This is a genomic window from Janthinobacterium sp. TB1-E2, from assembly GCF_036885605.1.
Lineage (GTDB): Bacteria > Pseudomonadota > Gammaproteobacteria > Burkholderiales > Burkholderiaceae_D > Janthinobacterium > Janthinobacterium aestuarii.
The window spans coordinates 2,664,137-2,691,112 of the sequence record NZ_CP142523.1 but is presented as its reverse complement, the minus strand read 5'-3'; the positions used below and the strand labels follow the sequence as shown (position 1 = coordinate 2,691,112).

Genomic DNA, 26,976 nt, shown 5'->3' with positions numbered 1-26,976 from the left:
TTTCCTTGGTATTTCCCTACTGTGTGTAAACTTGCTACCTTTCCAATACTGACCGGTTGCCCGTCAGTCCCCCCGCAAGCCCGCCAGAGCAGTCTCGAAGGCATCCGTGCCACGCCGCGCGTCGCCCACGATACGGCCATCTCGCAGGCTGACCAGCCGGTCCGCCAGCGCCGCTTCGCGCCGCAAGTGGGTTGCGATCAGCAAGCTGCGCCCTTCGCTGCGGGCGCGCAGGCGCTGCAGCACGTCAATCGCCGTCTGCGCATTGAGCGCTTCCGTCGCTTCATCCAGCAGCCACAAGGTCGATTCATGCAGGAACAGCCGCGCCAGCGCCAATCGCCGCGCCTGGCCGCCGGACAAGCCCAGGCCGCCCTCGCCCAGCATGGTGTCCAGGCCGCCCGCAAACGCGCGCACCTCGTCGTCCAGGCCGGCTGATTGCAGCGCAGCCCACAGCTGCGCATCGCTGGCGGACGGGTCGGCCAGGCGCAGGTTGTCGCGCAAGCTGTCCTGGAACAGTTCCGTCTTCTGCGTGAACAGGCAGGCGCGCGGCGCGGCCACCTTGCCCGACAGCGGCGCCAGTTCGCACGCGGCGATGGCCAGCAAGGTCGACTTGCCCGCGCCGCTGGGGCCGATCAAGGCGACGCGCTCGCCATCGGCGATGTGCAGCGATACGTCATGCAAGATGGCATTATTGCTGCCCGCATGCGCGGCGCTGACGTGTTCCAGGCGCAGGCCCGGTGCGGCGTCGACAGGCGGTGCAGTGATCTCTTCAACATCCAGGCGCGGCGCCAGACGCCGTACGGCCAGCAGCATGCGCCCCGCTTCCAGCGCGCCGCGGCGCAGTCCCGCAAATGGTTCCACGGCCGTCAGGGCGATCAGCAAGGCCAGGGCCGCCAGCGGCAAACTCATCGTTTGCTGCTCCACCAGCGCGGCCACGGCCAGCAGCACGGCAGCAAGAGTTGCGCCGCCGGCGACGCCATATGCGGCGCCAGCGGCCGTTTCCAGGCGCAGCAGGGCAAAATCGGCTTGCGCCAGCGAACGGTCGATCTGTCCCAACGCCGCGCATTGGGCGTCGATGCGACCCGCCATCACAAGATCCGTCTGGCCTGCCACGAGGTCGATGGTGCCGGAACGCAATTTTTCGATGGCGCGCGAGCGCACGATGGCGGGACGGCGGGCGCCGCGCGCCACGATCCAGCTGACGCCGCCACCGGCGGCCAGCAGCCACACGGCCAGGCCCAGGCCCAGCTGCCACTGCATCACGCCCAGCGCCACGCCGGCCAGCAGGGCCACGCACAGGGCCGTGAAGGCCGGCACGAGCAGGCGCAAGTACAGCGACTCAAGCGCGTCGATATCGGCCGTCAGGCGAAACAGCAGCTTGGCGGGCTGGCGCAGCAAGCGGCTGGCCGCTTCCGGGCGCGACCAGCCACGGAACAGGCGCACGCGGATGCTGGCCAGCGCGGCGAACGTGGCGTCGTGCGTGACGAGCCGCTCCGCATAGCGCGAACCTGTGCGGCCGATGGCCAGCAGGCGGATGCCGGCCGAGGGGCCGAAGACGTCGAATACGATGGCCGTCGAAGCGTGCAAGCCGGCAATCGACGTGGCCGTGATAAACCAGCCAGACAAACCCAGCAAGGCCATGCCGGCCACCGCCGTCAGGGCCGCCAGCAAGGCGCCCCCGATCAGCTTGCGGGGCTGGGCCAGCAGCAATTGCCGCAGGACGGGGTTCGATATGAGTGAAGTTTTCATGCGCGCAACTCCTGCACTTGGGCATGCGCATCGACCTGCACTGTGCGCTGCAGGCGGCCAGCCAGCACCGGGTCGTGCGTGGCGACGATCATCGTCTTGCCTTTCGCCAGTGCCAGCAGGGCGTCCGTCACGCGCGCCGCCGTTTCGCTGTCCAGGTGGGCAGTCGGTTCATCGACCAGCAGCAAATCGGCATGCGGATGCAGGGCCACGCGGGCCAAGGCCAGGCGCACGGCTTCGCCGCCGGACAAGCCCTGGCCGCCATCGCTGAGCATGACGGCCGGATGCGCCTGCGCCACCTTGGCCAAGTCCGCCAGGTGCAGCGCCTGCGTCACTTGCGCGGCGTTCGCCCCAACGCGGCCCAGGGTCACGTTCTGACTGACGGACGCGGCAAACACGTGCGGGCGCTGGCCCATCCAGGCCATACGCTGGCGCAAGGTATTGACCGTGCTGTCGGTCAGGCGCACGCCGCCGATGCGGATGTCGCCGCCGCTGGCGGGCAGCAAGCCGGCCAGCAGGGACAGCAAGGTGGTCTTGCCGGCGCCGCTGGCGCCCAGCAGGGCCATGTGTTCGCCGGCGCGCACGGTCAGGTCGAAGCCGTCGAACACGGGCGCTTCGCCGGGATGGGCAAAGCGCAATTGCCGGAGTTCCACGGCGGGCGCCGCCGCCACGGCCATAGCGGCGCTGGAAACGGCGGCCACTTCCACACCAAAACCAGGCAAAGGCACGCCATCGGCAGCCAGGTCGTGCAAACCGGCCAGGCCCGCTTCGCCGGCCGCTTTGTCGTGCCAGACGGCGGCCAGTTCGCGCAGCGGTTCGAAGAACGCGGGCGCCAGCAGCAGGATGAACAAGCCCTGCCCCAAGCTCAGCTCGCGGCCCCAGGTGCCGAAATTGATGCTGCCCAGCAGAGAGAAACCGATGAAGGCCGCCACCATGGCCACACCGAGCGCGGAAAACAGCTCGAGCACGGCCGACGACAAAAAGGCGATGCGCAGCACCACCATCGTGCGCCGGCGCACGGATTGCGACGAGGCATCGAGCCGTTCGGCCGTGGCGTCGACGGCGTCGAGCGCGCGCAAGGTAGCCAGGCCGCGCAGGCGGTCCAGCAGGAAGGCGTTCATGCTGCCCATTTCCACCATCTGCGCGCGGCTGGCCGCTTGCGCGCCCATGCCGACGAGGGCCATGAAGACGGGAATCAAGGGGGCGGCGATGAGCAGGATCAAGGCGGCGATCCACGACAGCGGCGTCACCACGGCGAGGATCACGAGCGGCACGAGCATCACTTTCCAGCGCGCGGGTTTGTAGCGCACCAGATACGGCACGATGGCTTCGGCCTGTTCGGCGATGACGCTGGCCGCCTGGCCCGACTGGGCGCGCTGGCGGTCCAGCGGCGAGCGCTGCGCCAGCGCTTGCGCCACCTGTTCCCGCAAGGTGGACAGGTGTGCGCGTGCCGCCGCATACATGCGCCGCGCGCCCCACGCTTCGCAGCCGGCGCGCAGCACGCCCAGCAGCAGCACGCCAACGGCCGGCAACAGGGCCGCGCGCCAGGGTGCACCGTCTTGCATGGCTTGCACGGCCCAGGCCAGCAAGGCCGCCTGCGGCAGCCACAGCAAGGCGGCGCCGCCTTGCGCCAGGCTGGCGGCACGGGGAAGAATAAAGCGGGGCAAGGACAAGGACGTGGTCGGCATCTTCTATACTTCTTGAGTTTTCAGAATTTTCTGTAAATTCGATATTTTGTATAATACTGCGAAACATGACATATATCAATTGACCCCACCAGTATGGCGTGAAAAAATTCAGATAATTATGAAAACTCAACATATCCAAATGACGCCGCTGATCCTGACCTTTGTCAGCCATTTCGGCGAGATGGGCAGCCGCTGGGGCTTTAACCGTACGGTAGGGCAAGTGTACGCCTTGTTATTTGTCGCGGAGCACCCTTTGCACGCAGATGAAATCGCGGAGCACCTGAGTTTTTCACGCTCGAACGTGAGCATCGGCCTGAAGGAATTGCAGGGCTGGGGCTTGATCCGCCAGTCGCGCATTCCCGGCGACCGGCGCGAGTATTTTTCCTCGCTGGGCGATGTGTGGCAAATCTTCCGTGTGGTGGCCGCCGAGCGCCGCCGCCGCGAAGTGGCGCCCACCCTGACGGTGCTGCGCGAAGCGCTGCTGGCACCGGCCACGGAACCGGTGGATCAATATGCGCAGGAACGCATGCGCGAAATGTATGAACTGGTCGACCTGGCCAATACCTGGTTCGACGACTTGCAGCGCCTGTCGCCCGAATCGATGGCGCAGCTGATGAAAATGGGCGCCAAGGTACAAAAGCTGCTCAACGCCAAGGATCGCCTGTTTGGCGTCAGCAACAACAACGACTGAAGCACCCGCCGCCCCCCTCCCAAATAAGCCGAGACGCCGCTAGCACAAGCTGGCGCGCCTTGTCACGCCGTTTCCTAACGTCATGTTGTCTATCGATAACACAAGCAGACATAGCCGTATGCGATGTTGTCAACTGAACCAATAGTATTATTTAAATTGTATTAATTTATATCAAGAGTAAGCTTGCATTTGCGTACTCTCTACGCACAAGAAATAGATAAAAACGGGCAATGGGATGACTTCCCCGGTATGTAGGGACGCGTCCCAACACTATGAAGCGACTGTCTCAAGCACAAGGGGATTTTCATGAAAAGCGTAAAGAGCATTGCCATCAAGGCATCCATGCTGGCCGCAATGACCGTACTGGCAAGTGCGGCCCAAGCCGCCACCTGGGTGGATGTGGGTCCGGCCAGCGGTTTCGTCATTGACGGCAGCACCGTCACTTATTCACCATCTCCGGCACTGCAGGTGAAATATTATGACGACAATCTCGTGCCACAAAGCCCCTCGGACATCCAGGGCTATATCAATGGCGTGTTCGGCACCAGCCTGGGCACCGCCGTCTCGTATTGCGAAAGCGCCACCTCGGGTTGCACTGCCGGCACCACGGCAGGCTTGAGCGGCGGCGTCAATTCGTATACGAGCGCGGCCGCCTATGACTACCTGGCCATCCACTTCGGCCAGGGCGAACTGGTGTTCCACTGGGCCGCACCCGTGGCTGCCGGCACCACCTTCACGATCGAAGGCCTGCCCAAGGACCTGAGCAATTACAGGGCCTTCATTTCAGCCGTGCCGGAACCTGGCACCTATGCCATGCTGCTGGCCGGCCTGGGTCTGCTGGGCTTCATGGCACGCCGCCGCCAGGGAAAGTAAGCGTCATCTGCGGCAGCGGCGCACCAGCGTCCGCTGCCGCCCTCAACGCCAGCGGCCTGTTTGGCCTGTTTACACCACGCTTGCGGCGCAGGCACCGCTTTTTACACCATCTTTAGACTTCCCTCGCTATGCTCGACGGCATCCACTGCTGACCGACGAGGGAGTACTCATGCATGAACAACCGTTTCAGCCACGCGCGCGCAGCGTGATCCGCCAGCACCTGCCCGTGCGGGAACGGCTGCGCCTGGCACGACTGACCAACAGGAAAATCATTTCGGCATGCTCGGCGCTGCTGTGCGCGGCGCCGCTGTTGTATTTGCTGAGCGTGGTGCTGTTTGCGCAGCCGTGACACGGCTTGCAGGCGAGCGAAGAACAGAGATGAAGAGTGATGGCAATGCGACAGGCTGTCGCATGCATGGCCAGCATGAACTGGTCCGCCCAGAGGGAATCGAACCCCCATTCACGGTTTAGAAGACCGTTGTCCTATCCGTTGAACGATGGGCGGAAGGTGCAGTATTTTAATCCATGCGCGCCAGCAATAAAATGCCAGCGCGAAATAGAAAACGGGCTGTCATTTCTGACAGCCCGCTTATGACTTTGGTCGGAGTACAAGGATTCGAACCTTGGACCCCCTGGTCCCAAACCAGGTGCGCTACCGGGCTGCGCCACACTCCGAAGACAAGATAATAACGCCCCCACCCAATTTCGTCAATTGCCATAGACGAATTAGATGGAAATAACTATCGTCCCTGCCCCGTGCCCGCCCCTTAAGCGCCGACTTTATCGGCGATGCGGCGCGCCATGCTCTCGGCCTTCTCCTTGTCTTTCGCTTCCACCATCACGCGGATCAGCGGTTCCGTGCCCGAAGCGCGGATCAGCACGCGGCCCGTGTCGCCCAGTTCGGCCTCGACCAGCTCTTTCTCGGCCACCATGGCGGCATTTTTCTGCCAGTCGAAACCGGGCGCCACACGCAGGTTGATCAGGGTTTGCGGGAACAGCACCAGTTCGGCCAGGCATTGCTGCAGGCTCTGGCCGCTGCGCTTGAGCGCGGACAGCACTTGCAGCGCGGAGACGATGCCGTCGCCCGTCGTGTGGCGATCCAGGCACAGCAAATGGCCCGAGCCTTCGCCGCCCAGTATCCAGCCCTTTTCCTTCATGACTTCCAGCACGTAGCGGTCGCCCACCTTGGCGCGCGCAAAGCCGATGCCCTGCTGCTTGAACAGCACTTCCAGCGCCATATTCGTCATCAACGTGCCGACGGCGCCGGCCACGGGACCCGTCGCCAGGCGGTCCTTGACCATGACGTACAACAACTCGTCGCCGTTGTACATACGGCCCGTGGCGTCGCACATGATCAGGCGGTCGGCGTCGCCATCGAGCGCGATGCCCAGGTCCGCGCCGTGCTCGACGACGGCTTCGGCCATGGCCTTGGTCGCCGTGGCGCCGAAGCCCGCATTGATATTGAAGCCGTCGGGCTTGTTGCCGATGGCGATGACTTCCGCGCCCAGCTCATGGAACACGTGCGGCGCGATATGGTAGGCGGCGCCGTGCGCGCAATCGACGACGATCTTCAGGCCACGCAAGTCCAGTTCGTTCGGGAAGGTGCTCTTGCAAAATTCGATGTAGCGGCCCTGGGCGTCATCCAGGCGTTTGGCGCGGCCCAGCTTGTCCGATGGCACGCAAGCCATGGGTTCGTCGAGCGCCGCCTCGATTTCCAGTTCCACGCTGTCGGGCAGCTTGGTGCCCTGGCCGGAAAAGAACTTGATGCCGTTGTCATGATACGGATTGTGCGAGGCGGAAATGACGACACCGGCCGCCAGGCGCAGCGCCCGCGTCAGGTAGGCAATCGCCGGGGTCGGCATGGGGCCGGCCAGCATCACGTCCACGCCGGCGGCCGACAGGCCCGCTTCCAGCGCCGCTTCCAGCATGTAGCCGGAAATGCGCGTGTCCTTGCCGATCAGCACAGTCGGGCGCGCCTTGCCGCCTTGCGACTTGGCCAGCACCTTGCCGGCTGCATAACCGAGGCGCATGACGAAATCGGGGGTGATCGGAGCCGTGCCCACCAGACCGCGGATGCCATCGGTGCCAAAATATTTACGCGTCATAATTTTCTCTTTTTGTTGTTTATAATGAATCTTACAGGGTCAGTGCGCCATGCGCCAGACCTTCAGTGCATCGGCGGTTTCCGCGACATCATGCACACGGATAATTTCCGCGCCTTGCGCTACCGCAGCCAGCGCGCCGGCCACGCTGCCGGCCAGGCGCTGCTCGACGGGACGTCCCGTGACGGCGCCGATCATCGACTTGCGCGACAGCCCGGCCAGCACAGGCAGGCCCAGTTCGCTGCGCAGCTGGCGCGTGGCGCGCAGCAAGGCATAGTTCTGCTCCACCGTCTTGCCAAAGCCAAAGCCGGGATCGATGCACAGGCGTTCGCGGGCGATGCCGGCCGCCGTCATCGTGTCGATGCGCGCGCGCAAGAAGTCGATGACTTCGCGCACCACGTCTTCATACTGTGGCTGGTCCTGCATGGTTTGCGGCACGCTTTGCATGTGCATGATACACAGCGCGCAGTCGCTGTCCCGCACGGCCTCGATGGCGCCCGGCGCACGGAAACCATTGATGTCGTTGATCATGTCGGCGCCCGCCAGGATGGCTTCGCGCATCACTTCCGGCTTGTACGTGTCGACGGACAAGGGCTTGCCGCAGTCGCGCAAGGCGTACAGCACCGGCATGACACGCGCAAGCTCGTCCTGCAGCGGCAGCGGCGGCGCGCCGGGGCGGCTCGATTCGCCGCCGATATCGATGATGTCGGCGCCGTCAACAATCATCTGCTCGGCGCGCGAGATGGCAAACTCCAGGTGTTGATACTGGCCCGCATCGGAAAACGAGTCGGGCGTGATGTTCAGGATACCCATCACCAGCGCCTGCGTGCCTTGCAGGTTGAAGCCGAAACGGCCGAATTGCAAATAATGTCGCATGTAAATCTTTGTAGTCGTCAGGAAAAAACTGCCGCGGCAACGAAAAAGGGCAAGGATTGCTCCTTACCCTCGTTCTTGCCATACCCTTGCGTGTCGCCCGTCAGGGCGGCCTTTATCAGGCTGGCGCCGTCACGTTTGGCGAGATGCCGCCCGTGCCGCTGTCGCCCGCATTGCGGCGTGGCGGAATGACTTTCGGTGGACGCGGCTCCAGGCCGGCCATGATGTCATTGATTTGCTCGGCATCGATGGTTTCCCATTCCAGCAAGGCTTTGGTCATCATTTCCACCTTGTCGCGGTTGCTTTCCAGCAAGGTGCGCGCCAAAGCATATTGCTTGTCGAGAATGTTGCGGATTTCAGCATCGACCTTTTGCTGGGTCGCTTCCGAGATCGTCTTGGTGGCGCCACCGAAGAAACCTTCGTTTTCGCTGTCTTCGTAGACCATCACGCCCATGCTGTCGGACATGCCGAAGCGGGTTACCATGGAGCGGGCCAGCTTGGTGGCACGCGAGAAGTCGTTCGACGCGCCCGTGGACATTTGTCCCACGAAAATCTCTTCGGCGATACGGCCACCGAACAGGATGGAAATTTCTTCCAGCATCTTGTCCTTGTAGGCGGACAGATTGTCGTGTTCCGGCAACTGCCACGTCAGGCCCAGGGCCCAGCCGCGCGGCATGATCGTAACTTTATGCACGGGATCGGCCTTCGGCAGCAGCTTGGCGACGACGGCGTGACCGGACTCATGGTAAGCCGTATTGCGACGCTCTTCCTCGCGGATGATCATCGATTTACGCTCAGGACCCATGTAGATCTTGTCTTTCGCATCTTCGAAGTCGATCATTTCCACCAGGCGCTTGCTGCGGCGTGCCGCAAACAGGGCTGCCTCGTTGACCAGGTTGGCCAGGTCCGCACCCGAGAAACCAGGGGTGCCGCGGGCCAGGATATCGGCTTTCACGTCGGTACCGATAGGTACTTTGCGCATGTGCACGTTCAAGATCTGTTCGCGGCCGCGGATATCGGGCAAGCCGACGGACACTTGGCGGTCGAAACGGCCCGGACGCAGCAAGGCTTTGTCGAGCACGTCGGCGCGGTTGGTGGCGGCCACGACGATCACGCCGGAGTTCGCTTCAAAACCGTCCATCTCGACCAGCAACTGGTTCAAGGTCTGTTCGCGCTCGTCATTGCCGCCGCCCATGCCGGCACCGCGGTGACGGCCGACAGCGTCGATCTCGTCGATGAAGATGATGCATGGCGAATGCTTTTTCGCGTTTTCAAACATGTCGCGCACGCGGCTTGCGCCCACGCCGACGAACATTTCCACGAAGTCGGAACCGGAAATCGAGAAGAACGGCACCTTGGCTTCACCGGCGATGGCGCGCGCCAGCAGGGTTTTACCCGTGCCAGGAGGACCGACCATCAGCACGCCGCGGGGAATGCGGCCGCCCAGTTTCTGGAATTTGCTCGGATCCTTGAGGAAGTCGACCACTTCGTTGACTTCTTCTTTCGCTTCGTCGCAACCGGCGACATCGGCGAAGGTGACGGTGTTGCTGGCTTCATCCATCATGCGCGCCTTCGACTTGCCGAACGAGAATGCCCCGCCCTTGCCGCCGCCTTGCATCTGACGCATGAAGAATACCCACACGCCGATCAACAGCAGCATGGGGAACCAGGAAACAAAAATAGTTTGCAGGAAAGACGCTTCCTCAGGCGGGCGCACATCGAAATGCACGCCATTGTCGCGCAGGTCGCCGATCAGGCCCTTGTCGAGGCTGGTGGCGGTGGTACGCACCTTGGTGTCGTCCATCAGCTTGGCGGTGATCGACGAACCTTCGATCACGACATCCTTGACGCGCTTGGCTTTGACTTCATCCAGCAAATCGGAATAAGCGATGGCCTTGCTGCCGCCTGTGGCGCCATGACTGTCGAATTGCTTGAACAGCATGAACAACAGCAGCAATACGACTACCCAGATGGCAGATTTGGAAAACATGTTATTCACGAAGACTCCTTGGATGCAGTGCGCATCTCTTTACCTATAGCTAGAAACACGATTTTACTCGCAATAAGCGGGCCGTGCCAAAGCCCGCCGATCCGTGCGCGCGAAAAAATCGCGTTCACGCAAAAAAATGCAGTATAAACAATTTAGGCTTTTATACCATCAGACGCTACTGCACTTCTCGTTCCCATGTGCGGATTCCCTCTTAAATATCAAGGGCGGAATCATCTTCTTCAACGGCATTTTTCAGCGGATTCTTGATTCCACGGCCCATCAGGAAGATTTCCGACGATTTATCGCGGCTGGCCTTGGGCTTTTTCTGCACCACGACCTTGAATTCAGCACGGAATTTCTCCACGATCTGGCTGAAACCCATGTCTTTGAAGCATTTCACCAGCAGCACGCCAGACGGCTTCAGGTGCAATTGCGAAAATTCGATGGCCAGATCGATCAGATGCTCCATGCGCGCGGCGTCGGCCGTGGCGATGCCCGACAGGTTGGGCGCCATGTCCGACAGGACCAGGTCCACCTTGCGGCCCTGCAACACCACTTCCAGCTGACGCAGCACGCGCGCTTCGCGGAAGTCGCCCTGGATGAAGTGGAAATCGGCGATCGGCTCCATTTCCAGCATGTCCAGGCCAATCAGGGTACCATTGACCCCGCCGCCGTCCTTGCCGGCCAGCTTGCGCCGCGTGTACTGAGCCCAGCTGCCAGGAGTGCAACCAAGGTCGACAATCACCTGGCCAGGTTTGATCAGTTTTTCGTCTTCATCGATTTCTTTGAGCTTGTATGCTGCCCGGGCGCGGTAGCCCTCTTTTTGCGCCAACTTCACATATGGATCATTTATGTGGTCGTGCAACCAGTTTTTGTTTAATTTCTTCTTTGCCATTCGCGTAGAATACTGCTTTTAAGGGAATTACTAAATATTATTATGCTAAAACTTACACCCGTAGAGCGCAGCGCACTGCGCGCCGAAGCACACGCGCTGAAGCCTATCGTCATCATTGGCGAAGCGGGCTTGACACCTGCTGTCCTCAAAGAGATCGACCTTGGCCTGGATTCGCACGGTCTGATTAAAGTCCGCGTGTTCGGCGACGACCGCGAAGCCCGCGTCGGAATGTACGATACGATTTGCGGCAATCTCGGCGCCGCCCCGGTACAACATATTGGCAAACTGCTGGTAATCTACCGTCCGAAAAAAGAAGTGGTTAAGGAGAAGGTCAGCGCCGGCAAAGGCATGCGCGAAGTGACCATCGTCAAGGCCAGCGCCAGCGGCACCAAGCGCCCGAGCGTGACGAAAGTCATGATCAAGGGCAATGAGCGCGTTACCGAAGGCGGTTCCATCAAGCGTGCCAAGCCACGTCAGAAAAGCGCCAAGAAAAGCGCACTGGGCAGCAAGTAAGCCTGTCGTTCAGCAGCCGCAAGGCTGTTGAAACAAGAAGCGGAGCACGGGATCTTCCCTGCTCCGCTTTTTTATTGCAATTGCGCTTGTTGGATTACGCGGCGCCAGGGCGCCGCTAATCCGACCTACCGCATCGACCGGTAGGTTGGATTAGCGCACAGCGCGTAATCCGACACACACGGAAACAATTACTGCTGTTTCCAGATCAGCACGCCCGCCAGCAAGCTTTGCACGGCAAAGATCACGGTCGACACGCCATGCAGCATGCCGAAGCGGCTGCGCATGGCCTCGTCCATGATTCCCGACGGGGCTTGCGCCTTGAGTTCGGCCATCAGCGGCGAAATACCAAAATGGCTGAGCAGCGCACACACCAGCATCGACAGCACCAGCGCCCCCAGCAGGCGGCGGCGCTTGAGTTCCAGCGCGCCGGGCGCCCATTGCAGCAAGGCCAGCAGTATCAAGGCGCAAACGATCGACAGCCAGGCCTCGGCGCGGAACATGCTGCCCGCGATATTGCCTGCCAGCACGCGGTCGCTCAAGGTAGCGAACAAGGTCGGCGCCACGATGAAGCCGATGGTCCACAAGCTGCCGGCCCACAGGGTGGCAACGAGGATGCGCACGCGGGCGAGCATCAGATGTACAGTACTTCCAGGATTTCGTATTCGCGCGGGCCGGATGGCGCCTGCACTTCCACCACGTCGCCGGCGTACTTGCCGATCAGCGCGCGGGCGATCGGGGACGTCACGGACACCTTGTTCATTTTCAGGTCGGCTTCATCGAGTCCGACGATCTGGTACGTGACTTTCTGGCCCGACTCCAGGTCTTCCAGGTTCACGGTCGAGGCAAACACCACGCGGCCTTCCGCGTCGAGCGCGGTCGGGTCGATGATTTGCGCTGCGCCCAGCTTGCCTTCGAGTTCGGCGATGCGGCCTTCGACGAATGCCTGGCGTTCCTTGGCGGCATCGTACTCGGCGTTTTCCGACAGATCACCGTGCGAACGCGCTTCGGCGATCGCATCGATGACGATGCGGCGTTCCTTGGTCTTCAAATGATGCAGCTCTTCTTTCAAGAGTTCTGCGCCGTATTTGGTCAATGGGACTGAGGTCATGTTATCTCTACTATCTGCTAGTTATCGGCGCCGTTGCAGTGTGTTGCCACGTTTAACGGCCTTACCAAGTGAAAACCACAGAGGCCGCGCGCTGCTCTGCACGGAACTCTGTGGTTGATAAGCATGCAGTGTACCGCCTAACGGCGGTCACTGCAAATGGCACGCGGACTACGCTTGTTGCAGGGTCTTGTGCAGGCCTTGCAAATCGTACACACGCAGCTCATCCAGGTGACGGATGCCTTCGACGGCCGCTTCCGCGCCCGCAATGGTGGTGTAGGTCGTCACGCGCGACGCCAGGGCCGAGGTGCGGATGGCCCGCGAATCGACGATGGCGCTGCGCTTTTCTTCCACGGTGTTGATCACCAGCACGATTTCATGGTTCTTGATCATGTCGACCACGTGCGGACGGCCTTCGATCACCTTGTTCACTGGCGTGACGGCGATGCCGGCGGCAGCGATCACGGCGGCGGTACCCTTGGTGGCGACCACGGTGAAACCGGACTCGACCAGATCACGCGCCACTTGCACGGCGCGCGGCTTGTCCGACGCTTTCACGCTGATGAAGACCTTGCCCGATTTTGGCAGGTTCACGCCGGCGCCCAGTTGCGATTTCACAAACGCTTCGCCGAACGTCAGGCCTACGCCCATGACTTCGCCCGTCGATTTCATTTCAGGGCCCAGGATGGTGTCCACGCCAGGGAACTTGACGAACGGGAACACGGCTTCCTTGACACTGAAGTAAGGCGGCACGACTTCCTGCGTGATGCCTTGCGAGGCCAGCGACTGGCCGACCATGCAGCGCGCGGCGATCTTCGCCAGTTGCAGACCGGTGGCTTTCGAAACGAAAGGCACGGTGCGCGACGCGCGCGGGTTCACTTCCAGCACGAAGACGACGTCTTTCATTTCGCCATCGATCTCTTGCTTCTGGATCGCGAACTGCACGTTCATCAGGCCGACCACGTTCAAGCCCTTGGCCATCAGCGCCGTCTGGCGTTTCAGTTCTTCAATGGTTTCCGGCGCCAGCGAGTATGGTGGCAGCGAGCAAGCCGAGTCGCCCGAGTGGACGCCAGCCTGTTCGATGTGTTCCATCACGCCGCCGATGAACGTCGTTTCGCCGTCGGAGATGCAATCGACGTCGCACTCGATGGCGTCGTTCAGGAAGCGGTCCAGCAGCACCGGCGAATCGTGCGAGACCTTGACGGCTTCGCGCATATAGCGCTCGAGGTCGCGTTGCTCGTGGACGATTTCCATGGCGCGGCCACCGAGCACGTACGATGGACGCACGACCAGCGGATAGCCGATTTCCTGCGCCAGCGCCAGGGCGTCGGCTTCCGTGCGCGCGGTGCGGTTAGGCGGCTGGCGCAGTTCCAGCTTGTGCAGCATTTGCTGGAAACGCTCGCGGTCTTCGGCAGCATCGATCATGTCGGGCGAGGTGCCGATGATCGGCACGCCATTCGCTTCCAGGTCCAGCGCCAGCTTCAAAGGCGTCTGGCCGCCGTACTGCACGATCACGCCGACCGGTTTTTCGATGGCGACGATTTCCAGCACGTCTTCCAGGGTCAGGGACTCGAAGTACAAACGGTCGGAAGTGTCATAGTCGGTCGACACGGTTTCTGGGTTGCAGTTGACCATGATGGTTTCGTAGCCGTCTTCGCGCATGGCGAGGGCAGCGTGGACGCAGCAATAGTCAAACTCGATACCCTGGCCGATACGGTTCGGGCCACCGCCCAGCACCATGATCTTTTTCTTGTCGGTCGGGTTCGATTCGCACTCTTCGTCGTACGTGGAATACATGTACGCCGTGTCGGTCGAGAACTCGGCCGCGCAGGTGTCGACACGCTTGTAGACGGGACGGATGTTCAGCGCATGGCGCTGCTGGCGCACGGCCGTGTCGGTCGTCTGCAGCAAAAAGCCCAGGCGGCGGTCCGAGAAGCCCTTCTGTTTCAGCTTGTACAGGGTGTTCTTGTCCAGGTTTTCCAGCTTCTGCGTATCGAGCCACAGTTCCAGGTCGACGATTTCCTTGATCTGGATCAGGAACCATGGGTCGATCTTGGTCAGCTGATGCACTTCTTCCAAGGTGAAACCCTGGGCAAACGCGTCGCCCACGTACCAGATGCGCTCAGGACCAGGCTCGCCCAGTTCTTCTTCGATCTTTTCGCGGTCCTTGGTCTTCTCGTTCATGCCGTCCACGCCCACTTCCAGGCCGCGCAAGGCTTTCTGGAACGATTCCTGGAAGGTACGGCCAATCGCCATCACTTCGCCGACGGATTTCATCTGCGTCGTCAGGTGGTGGTCGGCGGTCGGGAATTTCTCGAACGTGAAACGGGGAATCTTCGTGACGACGTAATCGATCGACGGTTCGAACGATGCCGGCGTGGCGCCGCCCGTGATTTCATTGCGCAGCTCGTCCAGGGTGAAACCGACGGCCAGCTTGGCGGCGATCTTGGCGATCGGGAAGCCCGTCGCTTTCGATGCCAGGGCCGACGAACGCGATACGCGCGGGTTCATCTCGATGACGATCATGCGGCCATCGACGGGGTTGATCGAAAATTGCACGTTCGAACCACCGGTGTCGACGCCGATCTCGCGCAGCACTGCCAGACTGGCATTGCGCATGATCTGGTATTCCTTGTCCGTCAGGGTTTGCGCAGGAGCGACGGTAATCGAGTCGCCCGTGTGCACGCCCATCGGATCGAGGTTTTCGATCGAGCAGATGATGATGCAGTTGTCCGCCTTGTCGCGCACCACTTCCATCTCGTACTCTTTCCAGCCCAGCAACGATTCTTCGATCAGCAGCTCTTTCGTCGGCGAAGCTTCCAGGCCGCGCTTGCAGATGGTTTCGAATTCTTCTTCGTTGTAGGCGATGCCGCCGCCGGAACCGCCCATGGTGAACGATGGACGGATGATGGTCGGGAAGCCCAAGGTGCGCTGCACGGCCCACGATTCTTCCATCGAGTGCGCCACGCCGGAACGTGCCGAACCGAGGCCGATCTTGGTCATCGCGTCCTTGAACTTGGAACGGTCTTCCGCCTTGTCGATGGCTTCCGGCGACGCGCCGATCAGCTCAACGTTGTATTTCGCCAGCACGCCATTGTTGAACAGGTCCAGCGCGCAGTTCAGCGCCGTCTGGCCGCCCATCGTCGGCAGGATCGCGTCAGGACGCTCCTTGGCGATGATGCGTTCAACGACCGACCAGGTGATCGGTTCGATGTAGGTGACGTCGGCCATTTCCGGGTCCGTCATGATGGTCGCAGGGTTGCTGTTGACCAGGATGACTTTGTAGCCCTCTTCGCGCAGGGCCTTGCACGCTTGCGCGCCGGAATAATCGAATTCGCAGGCCTGGCCGATCACGATCGGGCCAGCGCCAATAATCAGAATACTTTTAATATCTAAACGTTTAGGCATTTTTCTTTTTCTCCTCCGCAGCCATCAAGTTGATGAAGCGGTCAAACAGGTAAGCAACATCCATCGGGCCCGGCGACGCTTCAGGGTGGCCCTGGAAGCAGAAGGCCGGCTTGTCCGTGCGGGCAAAGCCCTGCAGGGAACCGTCGAACAGCGATTCATGGGTCACGCGGCAATTCGCGGGCAGAGTTGCCGCGTCGACTGCGAAACCGTGGTTTTGCGAGGTAATCAAGACCTGTTTCGTTTCCAGGTCCTGCACCGGGTGGTTGGCGCCGTGGTGGCCGAACTTCATCTTCAGCGTCTTTGCGCCGGAAGCGATCGCCATGATCTGATGGCCGAGGCAGATGCCGAAGGTCGGGATGCCCTTCTCGATCAATTCCTTGGTGGCCGCAATGGCGTAATCGCACGGTTCCGGGTCGCCGGGACCGTTCGACAGGAAGATGCCGTCCGGATTCAGGGCCAGGGCGTCGGCAGCCGTCGCTTGCGCAGGCAGCACGGTGACTTTGCAGCCGCGTGCTGTCAGCATGCGCAGGATGTTGCGCTTGACGCCGTAGTCGAAGGCGACCACGTGGTATTTCGCGTCCGCGTCAGCCAGTTGGCCATAGCCTGCACCCAGCGTCCATTCCGTTTCGCGGTATTCGTAGGCATCCTTGCTTGAGACTACCTTGGCCAGGTCCATGCCGGCCAGGCCGGGGAAGGAGCGGGCCAGTTCCAGCGCTTGCGCGGCGGATGGCTCGTTGCCTTGCGTACCGACGAGGATGGCGCCGCCCTGCGCACCTTTTTCACGCAGGATGCGCGTGAGCTTGCGTGTATCGATGCCGGCGATGGCGACGATATTTTCAGCTTTCAGGTAATCGGACAGGGAGAGGGTGGAACGGAAATTGGATGCCAGCAATGGCAGATCGCGGATGATGAGGCCAGCGGCGTGTACCTTGGAAGATTCGACGTCTTCCGGATTAACGCCCGTATTGCCGATATGCGGATAGGTCAGGGTGACCATCTGGCGGCAATAGCTTGGGTCGGTAAGGATTTCCTGATACCCGGTCATCGAGGTGTTGAAAACAACCTCGCCCGTGGTATGACCGGCGGCACCGATCGAAAAACCTTTAAAGATCGTTCCATCAGCAAGCGCTAATATGGCTGGAACGGCAGGGCCAGAAAAAAATGGCGGCAAGGGCAACTCCTGATAAAGTTACCGTAGCTGCGCCACGTCAGACCGACCGCCTAGATACCCGAGCCAGATGCACTCAGGGTGTTTCAACGGTCATTTTGAATGAGGGGATGGGTAGTCGCTACGGTATATGTGTGATTGGCTAAACCTTTGAATTATAACCAAAAGGAAGTTTTTCCACAAGGAAGAAAATACAGAAGGCCCGGCATTTTTTTGCGCAGCAGCATAAATCCTGCGCCCCATGAAAAAAGCCGCCTGGCTTGCGCGGAGCGGCTGCTTCATTCTTATGAATACGCAATTGCGGTTACTACTTAAATCACAGTTGACGTCACGACACTTGGCAAAACCGTAGCGAGCGGATGTGATTTGTGGCCGAGAAGCGCAACCGTACTCAAGTACGGTGAGCATCGCCGGCCGCAAAGCGCGCCGCGCAGTAGGTTTGGCCAGGCGTCCATCACACCAAGGCGGCGATACCTGCCTTGGCGATTTGTGCATCTTCCGCCGATTTCACGCCCGAGACGCCGACGGCGCCCACGTAGTGGCCATCGAACACGATGGGCACGCCGCCTTCGAGCAAGCCGTCGATTTCCGGCGCGCTCAGGAAGGACACGCGGCCGCCATTGATCATCTCTTCATAGATACGCGATTCGCGGCGGCCCAGCGCGGCCGTCTTGGCTTTCGATGGGGCGATGTGCGACGAGATCGGCGCCACGCCATCCATGCGCTGCAGCCACAGCAGGTGGCCGCCGTCGTCGACGATGGCGATCGTGACCGCCCAGTTATTCTTGACCGCTTCCGCTTCGGCGGCGGCAGCGATTTTCTTTACGTCGTCCAGGGTCAAAATCGGTTTCGATTGCATGGTGCATCCTTGTTATGTTGAAACAAAATTGTATACGAAATGCGGCAGGCAGCCAGCCCTTACTGCTCGCGTTTGGCTTTCAGCTTTTGCTTGAGCTGCGCCATCACGGCAAAGGTCGCCTGCTCGCCCGCCAGGATCGCCTGGTTGCGGCTGTTGAAATCGTTGCCCTTCATGGTGCCCAGGCTGGGCTGGATCACCACGTCCGCATCTTTCAATTCAAACTGATTGATGCGCTGGCCCATGATGGCGAACGTCTGCATCAATACTTCCATCGAGCTGATGGCTTTCTGGGTATCCGTTTGCGACGAAATATTCACGGCGATGATGAAATCGGCGCCCATGTCGCGCGCGAAGCGCACGGGGACGGGAGCGACGAGGCCGCCGTCGACATAGGTGTGGCCGGCAATCGTCACGGGCTGGAACACGCCGGGCACGGCCGACGAGGCGCGCACGGCCATGCCGGTGTTACCGCGCTGGAACAGGATCGGCTGGCCATTTTTCAGATCGGTCGCCACCACGCCAAATGGAATCTTGAGTTTTTCCAGCGGCACGCCGCCGACAGCCTTGTTGACATAGCTTTGCAGCGCTTCGCCCTTGAGCACGCCGGACGACTTGCCGAACAGGGGCAAGGCCCAGTCGGAAATGGCTGCCTCGTCCATGTCGAACGCCATCTTTTGCAGGGCAAAGCCGGAGTTGCCAGCCGCATACATGGCGCCCACCACGCTGCCGGCGCTGGTGCCGGTGACGATATCAGCCTGGATGCCTTGCGATTCGAGTGCCTTGATCACGCCGATATGCGCGAAACCGCGCGCCGCGCCGCCGCCCAGCGCCAGGCCGATCTTGATCTTGCGCGGCGTGACGACGATGGGTTCGGGTGGCGTCAATACTTGGATGGGTTTCGGGGCGGTGGTATCGCAGCCGGCCAGCACGAAGGCGGCCAGGGCAAGCAGGGTCAGGCGTTTAGGGAGCATGGTGGAGAGGGGAAACCGCGCGCGGCAGTGGCAATAAAGGAGAGCCGATTGTAGCGCAAGCGGGGCCGCCCGCACTGAAGCCCGTCTTAAATGTTTACAAATGACAATGTTCCGAACCGTGTGCGCCACGCCGGCTGCTAGACTGGCCCCTGGCGTCCCACCTCCCCCACTTTCATTGAGCGGCTTATGAAAACAGACCTGTTCCATCTCATCGCGCACCCATGCTTGCTCGTTGCAGCCCTGCTGGGTGCGGCCTGCGCCAACGCCGCCCCCGTCGCGGCGACGGAGCGCCAGGATAGCATCGCGGCAAGAATGGAGGGCTTTACTTGTACGGGGAACATACAAATTCCCAATGATACGCAGGAGCACACGATTGAGCTCAGCTTCGACGCCCCCGACCAGCACGGCGCGCAAGGCACCCACCTGGTTGACGGGCGCGGCAAAGCAGGCAACTTTTACGGCTGCCGGCAAAGCGGCGACAGCCTGTCTTGCACATACGACGCAGGGCCGGCCAGCGGCCCGCTGACCATGCGCTTTACTGGCAACTTGACGCAGGTAAAGGGCGAGTTCAATTCCCCTTTTGAAAACAGTGCCACCATGCAATTTTCCGCACGCTGCCAAAAATCGGCGCCGTAGCGGCGTCAAGTCGATTTTACCGAAACGGACCTGCGGAACTTGCTCAAGGAAATAGTATGAATCGACAAGCCCTCGTGACAATCGACTTGAGCGAGATCAACTCGCCGCGCCAGCTGCATGCGGCCCTGGCTACCGCGCTGGCGTTCCCTTCCTTCTATGGCATGAACTGGGATGCGTTCTGGGATGCCGTCACGGGCCTGGTGGACATGCCGCAACAGATCGAGCTGCGCGGGTGGACAGCCTTTGCTGCACGCCTGCCCCACGATGCGGCCATCCTGCAGCGCATCCTGGCGCGCATGGCACAGGAAATGCCCGACGAGGCAGCGCATGTGCTTTACATGTAGCACGGAAACGCTTGACAGCCCGGCCCGACTTCCCTTACATTGAGTGCATGTCCTCCTTCAAACATCCATCCCCTTCCCTGCTGTCGCTATCGCGACTACTGCTAGCACGCGCATAAGTTTGCCGCTTTGCTTCGCCTGGCCACACGCCGGCGTGTTTCAAAAAACCCTGGAAGGTTTGATGATGTTTGCACCATCCCCATTCGTACACGTAATCCCCACTGCGACCGCCCCCGCTGGCATCGCAGCCGCTCTGCTACCGCTACCGATCGCTTGCCTGGCCTAGTGTCTCGTGGCCGCCCGGCAAGCTTGCGCCACAACCATTGATTTCCCCCTATTTTCAGGAGTACCCGATCATGATGTTGCAAAACCCAGCTTCCAAATACCGCGCCTTTCCTCCAGTTAAATTGACAGACCGTCAATGGCCGAACCAGATCATCAGCAAACCGCCGATCTGGATGAGCACCGACTTGCGTGACGGCAACCAGTCGCTGATCGAGCCGATGAGCGCGGAAAAGAAGCTGCGTTTCTTCGAAATGCTTATCGCCATCGGCTTGAAGGAAATCGAAGTGGGTTTCCCATCGGCATCGCAGACGGATTTCGATTTTGTACGCAAGCTCGTCGATGAAGGCCGCATCCCGGACGACGTCACCATCATCGTGCTGACACAGTCGCGTGAAGAGCTGATCCGCCGCACCGTGGAATCCGTCGTCGGCGCCAAGCGCGCCATCGTCCACCTGTACAACTCCGTGGCGCCCGTGTTCCGCAAGGTCGTGTTTGGCATGTCGCGCGAGGAGATCACGAATATCGCCACCACCGGCACCACCCTCGTCAAACAGCTGGTGGCCCAGCATCCGCAAACGGAATGGGGCTTTGAATACACGCCGGAATCGTTCTCGACGACGGAACTCGATTTTTCCAAGCATATCTGCGACGCCGTCAGCGCCATCTGGAAGCCGACTCCCGCCAACAAGATGATCATCAACCTGCCATCGACCGTGGAATGCAGCACGCCCAACGTGTATGCGGACCAGATCGAATGGATGTCGCGCAAGCTGGCGCGCCGCGATTCCATCATCATCAGCGTGCACCCGCATAACGACCGCGGCACGGCCGTCGCGTCGGCCGAGCTGGCCGTGATGGCGGGCGCCGACCGCGTGGAAGGCTGCTTGTTCGGCAATGGCGAGCGCACGGGCAACGTCGACCTGGTGACATTGGCGATGAACTTGTACACGCAAGGCGTGCACCCGGGCCTCGATTTCTCCGACATCGACAGCGTGCGCAAATGCGTGGAAGAGTGCAACCAGTTGCCCGTCCACCCGCGCCACCCGTATGCGGGCGACCTGGTCTTTACGGCCTTCTCCGGCTCGCACCAGGATGCGATCAAGAAAGGTTTCGCCAAGCAACAACCGGACAGCATCTGGGAAGTGCCGTACTTGCCGATCGACCCGGCCGACCTGGGCCGCAGCTACGACGCCGTGATCCGCGTCAACAGCCAGTCCGGCAAGGGCGGCATGGCGTACTTGCTGGAACAGGAATACGGCCTGGTCTTGCCGCGCCGCCTGCAGATCGAATTCTCGCGCGCCGTGCAAGCGGTGGCCGACGCCACAGGCCGCGAAATCGCCGCGCAGGATATCCATGAAATCTTCCAGCAGGAATACCTGGAGCAGACGGCGCCGTACTCCTACGCTTCGCACCGCATGGTGGAAGACACGAGCAGCGACGAATCCGTGCAGATCGACATCAGCCTGTCGCACCGCCAGGCGCCGCTGGCCCTGCAAGGCGGCGGCAACGGCCCCATCGACGCCTTCGTCAATGCGCTCGGTCTCGACATCAAGCTGATGGATTACCATGAGCACTCGATCGGTTCCGGCGCCAATGCGCAAGCGGCTTGCTACGTGGAATTGCGCCTCGACAACGGCCCGACCCTGTTCGGCGCGGCCATCGACAGCAATATCGTCACCGCCTCGTTCAAGGCTGTCTTGTCGGCCGTGAACCGCCGCATCAAGCAGACGGACGCCGAAAAAACAACAGCGGCCGACGTGGCTGACAGCGCCGCCTGAACACGGATCAAGCTTCCCTCATAGGGAGAAAAAGCGGTACGGCTTGATCGCCGTGCCGCTTTTTCATTTCTATAAGGCAATTAGTAGTGCAAATCAGGTATCGCCAGCCGTATAATCATTTCATAACAAGACCACCGGAGACAGATCACTAGCTACCGAGGGAATCAGTATGAAATTGACGGATATGAAGATAGGCGTGCGCCTGGGCGCCGGTTTTGGCGTGGTGCTGCTGCTGATGGCAGTGCTGGTAGGCACAGGCCTTTTCCGGCTGGACAAGATCGGCGCGCTCAGCGAAGCCATCATCGAGAAAGACTGGGCCAAGGCCGACGCCATCGCCACCATCCGCAGCACCACGCGTTCGAACGCGGCACTGGTGCTGGAACTGTTCATCCATGAAGATCCGGCCCGCGCCAACGCCATCCACGGTGAAATCGACACCAACAAGGCCACCATCACCGATGCGCTGACCATCCTCGACCGCCTGATCGTGCTGCCTGAAGGCAAGGAACTGCTGGCCACGCTGAAGCAGCAGCGCAAGGCCTATGTCGTCTCGTTCAGCCAGGCCGACAAGCTGCTGGTGGCGGGACAGCGCGCGGAAGCGGCCACGCACGTGCGCGACGACACCCTGCCCGCCCTGAACCAGTTGCAAAAGACCGTGAACCGCCTGAATGAAATCCAGCGCGGCGTCGTCGTGCATGGCGGCCAGCAAATCCAGCAGAATATTTCCGCAGCCAATGTGCTGATGGCCAGCCTGGGCACGGCCGCCCTGCTGCTGGGCGTGCTCTTTGCCTGGCGGGTGACGCGCTCGATCACCACGCCGATCGCCTACGCCCTGCGCGTGGCGCAAGCGGTGGCCGGAGGCGACTTGAGCAGCAAAATCGTGGCCGACGGCAAGGATGAAGCGGGCCAGCTGCTGCAGGCGCTGCGCGACATGAACACCAACCTGGCCACCCTGGTGGGGCAAGTGCGCGGCGGCACGGGCACGATAGCCGTGGCGTCGAGCCAGATCGCCAGCGGCAATGCCGACCTGTCGGCCCGCACGGAAGCGCAGGCCAGCGCGCTGGAAGAGACAGCCTCGTCGATGATCGAACTGACGGGCACCGTGCGCAGCAACAGCGACAATGCGCGCCAGGCCGACAGCCTGGCCCGCTCGGCGTCGGCCATCGCGCAGCGCGGCGGCTCGGCCATGGCGGAAGTGGTCGGCACCATGGACGCCATCAATGCATCGTCGCGCAAGATCGTCGACATCATCGCCGTCATCGACGGCATCGCTTTCCAGACGAATATCCTCGCCCTGAATGCGGCAGTCGAGGCAGCGCGTGCCGGCGAACAGGGACGCGGCTTTGCCGTGGTGGCCTCCGAAGTGCGCAACCTGGCACAACGCTCGGCCGCGGCGGCCAAGGAAATCAAGGAACTGATCGCCGACTCCGTCGACCGGGTCGGCCAGGGCGCGCAGCTGGTCAGCCAGGCGGGCGCCACGATGGATGAAGTGGTGGCCAGCGTGGGCCGGGTCAGCGCCATCGTCGGTGAAATCAGCGTCGCCAACCACGAGCAAAGCGAAGGCATCGAGCAGATCAATGCCGCCATCATGCAGATGGACCAGACGACGCAGCAAAACGCGGCCCTCGTCGAGGAAGCGGCCGCGGCTGCGGCGGCCATGCATGAACAGGCGGGCGAACTGGAAACCCTCGTCAGCCAGTTCAAGCTGGAACAGAACGCCGGTGCCAAAGTGCCCTCACCTGCCGTCCCGCGCTTGCACTAAGCCGATTACTCCACCTGGCGTGCCAGGCGGATGCCGGAAAATTGCCAGCGCGCGCCGGCCGGGAAGAAATTGCGGTAGCTGGCACGCGCATGGCCGGCCGGCGTGGCGCAGGACGAGCCGCGCAACACATACTGGTTCAGCATGAACTTGCCGTTGTATTCACCGAGCGCCCCGGGCGCCGTGCGGTAGCCCGGATACGGCGCGTAGCTGCTGCTGGTCCACTGCCAGCAGTGGCCGAACATCTGCCGCAAGCCCGTTCCCGGTGCGCCGGCGGCCGCCGGATGCAGCTGGCCAACTTCCACGGCGACGCCTTGCGCCGCCAGTTCCCACTCCGCTTCCGTCGGCAGGCGCGCGCCAGCCCAGTGCGCATAGGCATCCGCCTCGAACAGGGACAGATGCGTGGCCGGCGCCTGCAGGTCGAGCGGACGCAAGCCGAACAAGGTGAATTCCTGCCAGTGTCCGGCATCATCGCGCTGCCAGTACAGCGGACACTCGAGCTGCTGGCTGCGTACCCAGTCCCAGCCTTCGGCCAGCCACAAATGCGCCGTGCGGTAGCCGCCCGCCTCGATGAAGGCGAGATATTCGCCATTCGTCACCAGCGCGCTGGCCAGTTCGAACGGCGCCACGTATTGCGGGTGGCGCGGCAATTCATTGTCGAAACAGAAGCCATCGCCCGCATGACCGATCTGCGCCAGGCCGCCATCGAACGCGAGCCAGGCCGTGGGCTGCGCGTGTTCTTGCGCTAGCGCAGGCGCAGTGTCAAGGTAAGCGGGAAACAGGGCGCTCTGCGCGAGCAGGTGCTTGACGTCCGTCAACAGCAACTCCTGGTGCTGCTGCTCATGCTCGAGGCCCAGCGCCAGCAGCATGGTCAGCCGTTCGCGCTCGCCGCGCGCCAGTTCGCCCGCCAGCAGGCACGCGATGCGCGCATCGACATTGGCGCGGTAAGCGCGCACCTGGGCCATGCCGGGGCGCGTCAGCAAGCCCCGCTGGGCGCGCGGGTGCTTCTCGCCCACGCCGTTGTAATACGAGTTGAACAGCACGCGGAAGGCCGGGTGAAAGGGCGCGAACGCCGCTTCCATGCTTTCCAGAATAAACGTTTCGAAAAACCAGGTCGTATGCGCGAGATGCCATTTCACGGGACTGGCGTCCGGCATCGACTGGGCACCGCAATCCTCGTCGGACAGCGGTTCGGCCAGCAGCAGCGAGTGCTGGCGCACCTTGTTGTAATGATCGATCAGCATCTTTTTCTTAGTCCCTGATCACGCGTGCGTAAATCACGGCAAACCATTGCTGCGGGTCCGTCCAGACTTGCACGGTGGAAAACCCCGCCTGTTCCAGCAAGCCGACGAAGCTGGCGCGCGTGTATTTGTAGCTGTCTTCTGTATGGATGCGCTCGCCTTTCGCGAAACGCCGCTGGCCGCCTTTCCAATGGACAAGCTGCTCGCTGCGCGCTTCCAAGTGCATTTCGACGCGGCGCTCGTCGGCGTTGAAAAAGCCATGGTGCTGCCACGCGCGCACGTCGAAGTCGGCGCCGATCAACCCGTTCACGTGGCGCAGCATGTTCAGGTTGAAGGCGGCCGTGACGCCCAGCGCATCGTCATAGGCGGCGTCGAGGATGGCGTCGTCCTTGATCAGGTCGACGCCGATCAGCAGGCCGCCATCGCCGTCCGCATTCGCGCGCAGGCGGCGCAAAAAGGCGGTCGCTTGCTCAGGCGCAAAATTGCCGATCGACGAGCCGGGGTAGAAGAACAGGCGCCGCGCGTCGCGCACGCTGTCGGGCAAGTCCAGGCGGCTGGAGAAATCCAGGCCCAGACCCGTCATCTCGATGTGCGGAAAGCGCTGCTGCAGCCGGCTCAGCGATTCACTGAGGAAATCGTAGGAAATATCCACGGCCACGTACTGGGCCGGATGCAGCAGCGGAAACAGGCTGGCGGCCTTGGCGCAATTGCCCGCGCCCAAGTCGATCAGGGTGCTGCCCGGCCCCACGGCGTGCGCGATCTCGGCGCCGTGACGGGCGAAGATGGCCGCTTCCGTGCGCGTCGGATAGTACTCGGGCAAGGCGCAGATGGCTTCGAACAACTTCGAGCCGAGCGCGTCGTACAGGTATTTGGGCGAGGTCCAGGCATCGCGCGCCAGCAGGCCGCTGCTGATCTCGGCTATCGTGGCAGGAGTGGCGCTGGCCGCTTCTGCGTTGCTGGTGGGATACAAATTGGACTGCTGTTGCGCAAGTGGCATGGTCATGGGCTGGCGTCGTCAATATTAGGTTCACGAAGGGCTTGCACGGTCAGCCAACGGGCGCGCCGCCCCTGCCATAGCGGTTTGCAGGCGCCTTGCCGATGACTTTTTTCCATCATAACGGAATCCGCACAAGCCAGCCGTGCGGCAGGTAACTTAAGGTCAAACAGGCTGCGCACAGAAAAATTGGTATTACCAAGCAAAAAGCATAAGCCTGTCGTATACTACACATTGCCGGCCAAACAATCCGCGCGCCATTGCAATTCCCAGGCCCCCCTCTCCCCCGCGTGCCTCCCTTTACGGTAACCGTTAACACCATGCTCGAATTGCGCCATCTGTCGAAGTCCTATGCCAATGCCCGTCCCGTGCTGGCCAACATTTCCTGCCGCTTCAAGGCCGGGGAATTCATCGCCATCATGGGCGACTCGGGCGTGGGCAAGTCGACACTGCTGAACCTGATCGCCGGCCTCGATACGCCCGACGCGGGTGCCGAAGCGCACCCTATCCTGGTGGACGGCATTGCCATGTCCAGCCTCGATGACGCCGCCGCGACCCGGCTGCGTCGCGCCCGCATGGGCTTTATCTTCCAGGCGTTCCACGTCTTGCCGCACCTGACCCTGCTGCAAAACGTGGCCCTGCCGCTGCTGCTCAACGGACTGCCCCAGGAGCGTGCCGCCAGCATGCTCGAGGCCGTCGGCCTGGGCGGACGCGGCGGCGACTTCCCGCAGCAATTATCGGGCGGCGAAATGCAGCGCGTGGCCATCGCCCGCGCGCTCGTCCACAAGCCGGCGCTGGTGCTGGCCGATGAGCCGACCGGCAACCTCGACCCGGACACGGCGCACAGCATCCTGCAATTGCTGCGCGCCGAAATCAAGGCCAACGGCAGTTGCGCGATCATGGTCACGCATTCGCTGGCCGCCGCCGAAATGGCGGACCGGACCATGATCCTGACGAAAAGCGGATTACAAAATACAACAATCGTCAACCAAATTGATCAAACAATCAGTTAATTTAACTGACCATCTGTCACAAGTTTTGTTATCGTAGTATTATTTAAAAA

At 61.5% G+C, this 26,976-nt stretch carries 23 protein-coding genes and 2 tRNA genes; 9 read left to right on the top strand and 16 right to left on the bottom strand.

All coding sequences use genetic code 11. The features are described 5' to 3' along the window. Window positions 1–63: 63 nt before the first annotated feature. Together OPV09_RS12220 and cydD are read right to left on the bottom strand one after the other, a co-directional pair. Complete coding sequence (locus OPV09_RS12220) at window positions 64–1,746, bottom strand: amino acid ABC transporter ATP-binding/permease protein (RefSeq protein WP_338681902.1); 1,683 nt, start codon at window positions 1,744–1,746, stop codon at window positions 64–66. Beyond that, window positions 1,743–3,431 (bottom strand): thiol reductant ABC exporter subunit CydD, encoded by a 1,689-nt coding sequence (gene cydD, locus OPV09_RS12215; protein ID WP_338681900.1) that lies wholly within the window; start codon window positions 3,429–3,431, stop codon window positions 1,743–1,745. The genes OPV09_RS12220 and cydD overlap by 4 nt, the downstream gene beginning before the upstream one ends. A 139-nt stretch (window positions 3,432–3,570) precedes the next feature. On the opposite strand from cydD, the gene OPV09_RS12210 reads away from it, so the two are divergent. The 3 genes from OPV09_RS12210 (at window position 3,571) to OPV09_RS12200 (ending at window position 5,344) form a co-directional block, all read left to right on the top strand. After that, window positions 3,571–4,122: a GbsR/MarR family transcriptional regulator gene (locus OPV09_RS12210; RefSeq protein WP_230517562.1), complete on the top strand. Its 552-nt coding sequence runs from the start codon at window positions 3,571–3,573 to the stop codon at window positions 4,120–4,122. Between the two features lie 306 nt (window positions 4,123–4,428). Further along, window positions 4,429–4,995, top strand: a complete 567-nt coding sequence (locus OPV09_RS12205) for a PEP-CTERM sorting domain-containing protein (RefSeq protein WP_051991862.1) — start codon at window positions 4,429–4,431, stop codon at window positions 4,993–4,995. A 169-nt stretch (window positions 4,996–5,164) separates the two neighbouring features. Next, window positions 5,165–5,344: a hypothetical protein gene (locus OPV09_RS12200; protein ID WP_072454631.1), complete on the top strand. Its 180-nt coding sequence runs from the start codon at window positions 5,165–5,167 to the stop codon at window positions 5,342–5,344. Window positions 5,345–5,425: 81 nt separating this feature from the next. On the opposite strand, the gene OPV09_RS12195 is transcribed toward OPV09_RS12200, so the two are convergent. The 6 genes from OPV09_RS12195 to OPV09_RS12170 all read right to left on the bottom strand — a co-directional run bounded on the left by OPV09_RS12195 (window position 5,426) and on the right by OPV09_RS12170 (window position 10,855). Beyond that, window positions 5,426–5,500, bottom strand: a tRNA-Arg gene (locus OPV09_RS12195). 93 nt (window positions 5,501–5,593) lie between these two features. Next, a tRNA-Pro gene (locus OPV09_RS12190) sits at window positions 5,594–5,670 on the bottom strand. 92 nt (window positions 5,671–5,762) lie between these two features. Next, a complete protein-coding gene (gene glmM, locus OPV09_RS12185; protein WP_072454632.1) occupies window positions 5,763–7,100 on the bottom strand; it encodes a phosphoglucosamine mutase in 1,338 nt (445 codons plus the stop codon). 39 nt (window positions 7,101–7,139) lie between these two features. Next, window positions 7,140–7,973 carry a dihydropteroate synthase gene (gene folP, locus OPV09_RS12180; RefSeq protein ID WP_338681897.1) on the bottom strand — a complete coding sequence of 278 codons (834 nt, stop codon included), beginning with the start codon at window positions 7,971–7,973 and terminating at the stop codon, window positions 7,140–7,142. A 115-nt stretch (window positions 7,974–8,088) separates the two neighbouring features. Beyond that, window positions 8,089–9,969 (bottom strand): ATP-dependent zinc metalloprotease FtsH, encoded by a 1,881-nt coding sequence (gene ftsH / locus OPV09_RS12175; RefSeq protein ID WP_034757438.1) that lies wholly within the window; start codon window positions 9,967–9,969, stop codon window positions 8,089–8,091. 202 nt (window positions 9,970–10,171) lie between these two features. Beyond that, window positions 10,172–10,855: an RlmE family RNA methyltransferase gene (locus OPV09_RS12170; protein WP_034757436.1), complete on the bottom strand. Its 684-nt coding sequence runs from the start codon at window positions 10,853–10,855 to the stop codon at window positions 10,172–10,174. A 42-nt stretch (window positions 10,856–10,897) separates the two neighbouring features. Here OPV09_RS12170 and OPV09_RS12165 point away from each other — a divergent pair, with 42 nt between their 5' ends. Beyond that, window positions 10,898–11,368 carry a YhbY family RNA-binding protein gene (locus OPV09_RS12165; RefSeq protein WP_010397237.1) on the top strand — a complete coding sequence of 157 codons (471 nt, stop codon included), beginning with the start codon at window positions 10,898–10,900 and terminating at the stop codon, window positions 11,366–11,368. Between the two features lie 188 nt (window positions 11,369–11,556). Here the strand turns inward: OPV09_RS12165 and OPV09_RS12160 are convergent, their stop codons facing one another. The 6 genes from OPV09_RS12160 to OPV09_RS12135 form a co-directional block, all read right to left on the bottom strand. Continuing rightward, window positions 11,557–12,000: a DUF4149 domain-containing protein gene (locus OPV09_RS12160; RefSeq protein ID WP_331777799.1), complete on the bottom strand. Its 444-nt coding sequence runs from the start codon at window positions 11,998–12,000 to the stop codon at window positions 11,557–11,559. Continuing rightward, window positions 12,000–12,476 carry a transcription elongation factor GreA gene (gene greA, locus OPV09_RS12155; RefSeq protein ID WP_034757428.1) on the bottom strand — a complete coding sequence of 159 codons (477 nt, stop codon included), beginning with the start codon at window positions 12,474–12,476 and terminating at the stop codon, window positions 12,000–12,002. Before greA ends, OPV09_RS12160 begins: the two co-directional genes overlap by 1 nt. A 168-nt stretch (window positions 12,477–12,644) precedes the next feature. Then, window positions 12,645–15,881, bottom strand: coding sequence for a carbamoyl-phosphate synthase large subunit (gene carB / locus OPV09_RS12150; RefSeq protein WP_034757425.1), 3,237 nt, complete (start codon window positions 15,879–15,881; stop codon window positions 12,645–12,647). Beyond that, window positions 15,874–17,052 carry a glutamine-hydrolyzing carbamoyl-phosphate synthase small subunit gene (gene carA, locus OPV09_RS12145; RefSeq protein WP_034757422.1) on the bottom strand — a complete coding sequence of 393 codons (1,179 nt, stop codon included), beginning with the start codon at window positions 17,050–17,052 and terminating at the stop codon, window positions 15,874–15,876. Before carA ends, carB begins: the two co-directional genes overlap by 8 nt. 451 nt (window positions 17,053–17,503) lie before the next feature. Then, window positions 17,504–17,908, bottom strand: coding sequence for a GlcG/HbpS family heme-binding protein (locus OPV09_RS12140; protein ID WP_034757420.1), 405 nt, complete (start codon window positions 17,906–17,908; stop codon window positions 17,504–17,506). A gap of 59 nt (window positions 17,909–17,967) precedes the next feature. Beyond that, entirely contained in the window at window positions 17,968–18,879 is a 912-nt protein-coding gene (locus OPV09_RS12135; protein WP_070304351.1) for a patatin-like phospholipase family protein, read from the bottom strand. A 186-nt stretch (window positions 18,880–19,065) separates the two neighbouring features. Here OPV09_RS12135 and OPV09_RS12130 point away from each other — a divergent pair, with 186 nt between their 5' ends. The 4 genes from OPV09_RS12130 to OPV09_RS12115 all read left to right on the top strand — a co-directional run bounded on the left by OPV09_RS12130 (window position 19,066) and on the right by OPV09_RS12115 (window position 23,681). Further along, the gene (locus tag OPV09_RS12130) at window positions 19,066–19,515 is read left to right on the top strand and encodes a hypothetical protein (protein WP_070304350.1); all 450 of its coding nucleotides are present in this window, start codon (window positions 19,066–19,068) and stop codon (window positions 19,513–19,515) included. 56 nt (window positions 19,516–19,571) lie between these two features. Next, window positions 19,572–19,859, top strand: a complete 288-nt coding sequence (locus tag OPV09_RS12125) for a barstar family protein (protein ID WP_331777797.1) — start codon at window positions 19,572–19,574, stop codon at window positions 19,857–19,859. Between the two features lie 353 nt (window positions 19,860–20,212). Further along, window positions 20,213–21,919 carry a 2-isopropylmalate synthase gene (leuA, locus tag OPV09_RS12120; protein ID WP_338681887.1) on the top strand — a complete coding sequence of 569 codons (1,707 nt, stop codon included), beginning with the start codon at window positions 20,213–20,215 and terminating at the stop codon, window positions 21,917–21,919. Between the two features lie 169 nt (window positions 21,920–22,088). Then, the gene (locus OPV09_RS12115) at window positions 22,089–23,681 is read left to right on the top strand and encodes a methyl-accepting chemotaxis protein (RefSeq protein ID WP_338681885.1); all 1,593 of its coding nucleotides are present in this window, start codon (window positions 22,089–22,091) and stop codon (window positions 23,679–23,681) included. Window positions 23,682–23,686: 5 nt separating this feature from the next. On the opposite strand, the gene egtB is transcribed toward OPV09_RS12115, so the two are convergent. Both egtB and egtD read right to left on the bottom strand, forming a co-directional pair. Then, window positions 23,687–24,922 (bottom strand): ergothioneine biosynthesis protein EgtB, encoded by a 1,236-nt coding sequence (gene egtB, locus OPV09_RS12110; protein WP_338681883.1) that lies wholly within the window; start codon window positions 24,920–24,922, stop codon window positions 23,687–23,689. Window positions 24,923–24,929: 7 nt separating this feature from the next. Next, window positions 24,930–25,922, bottom strand: a complete 993-nt coding sequence (gene egtD / locus OPV09_RS12105; protein ID WP_083292867.1) for an L-histidine N(alpha)-methyltransferase — start codon at window positions 25,920–25,922, stop codon at window positions 24,930–24,932. A 311-nt stretch (window positions 25,923–26,233) separates the two neighbouring features. On the opposite strand from egtD, the gene OPV09_RS12100 reads away from it, so the two are divergent. Next, entirely contained in the window at window positions 26,234–26,926 is a 693-nt protein-coding gene (locus OPV09_RS12100; RefSeq protein ID WP_034757401.1) for an ABC transporter ATP-binding protein, read from the top strand. Window positions 26,927–26,976: the final 50 nt, after the last annotated feature.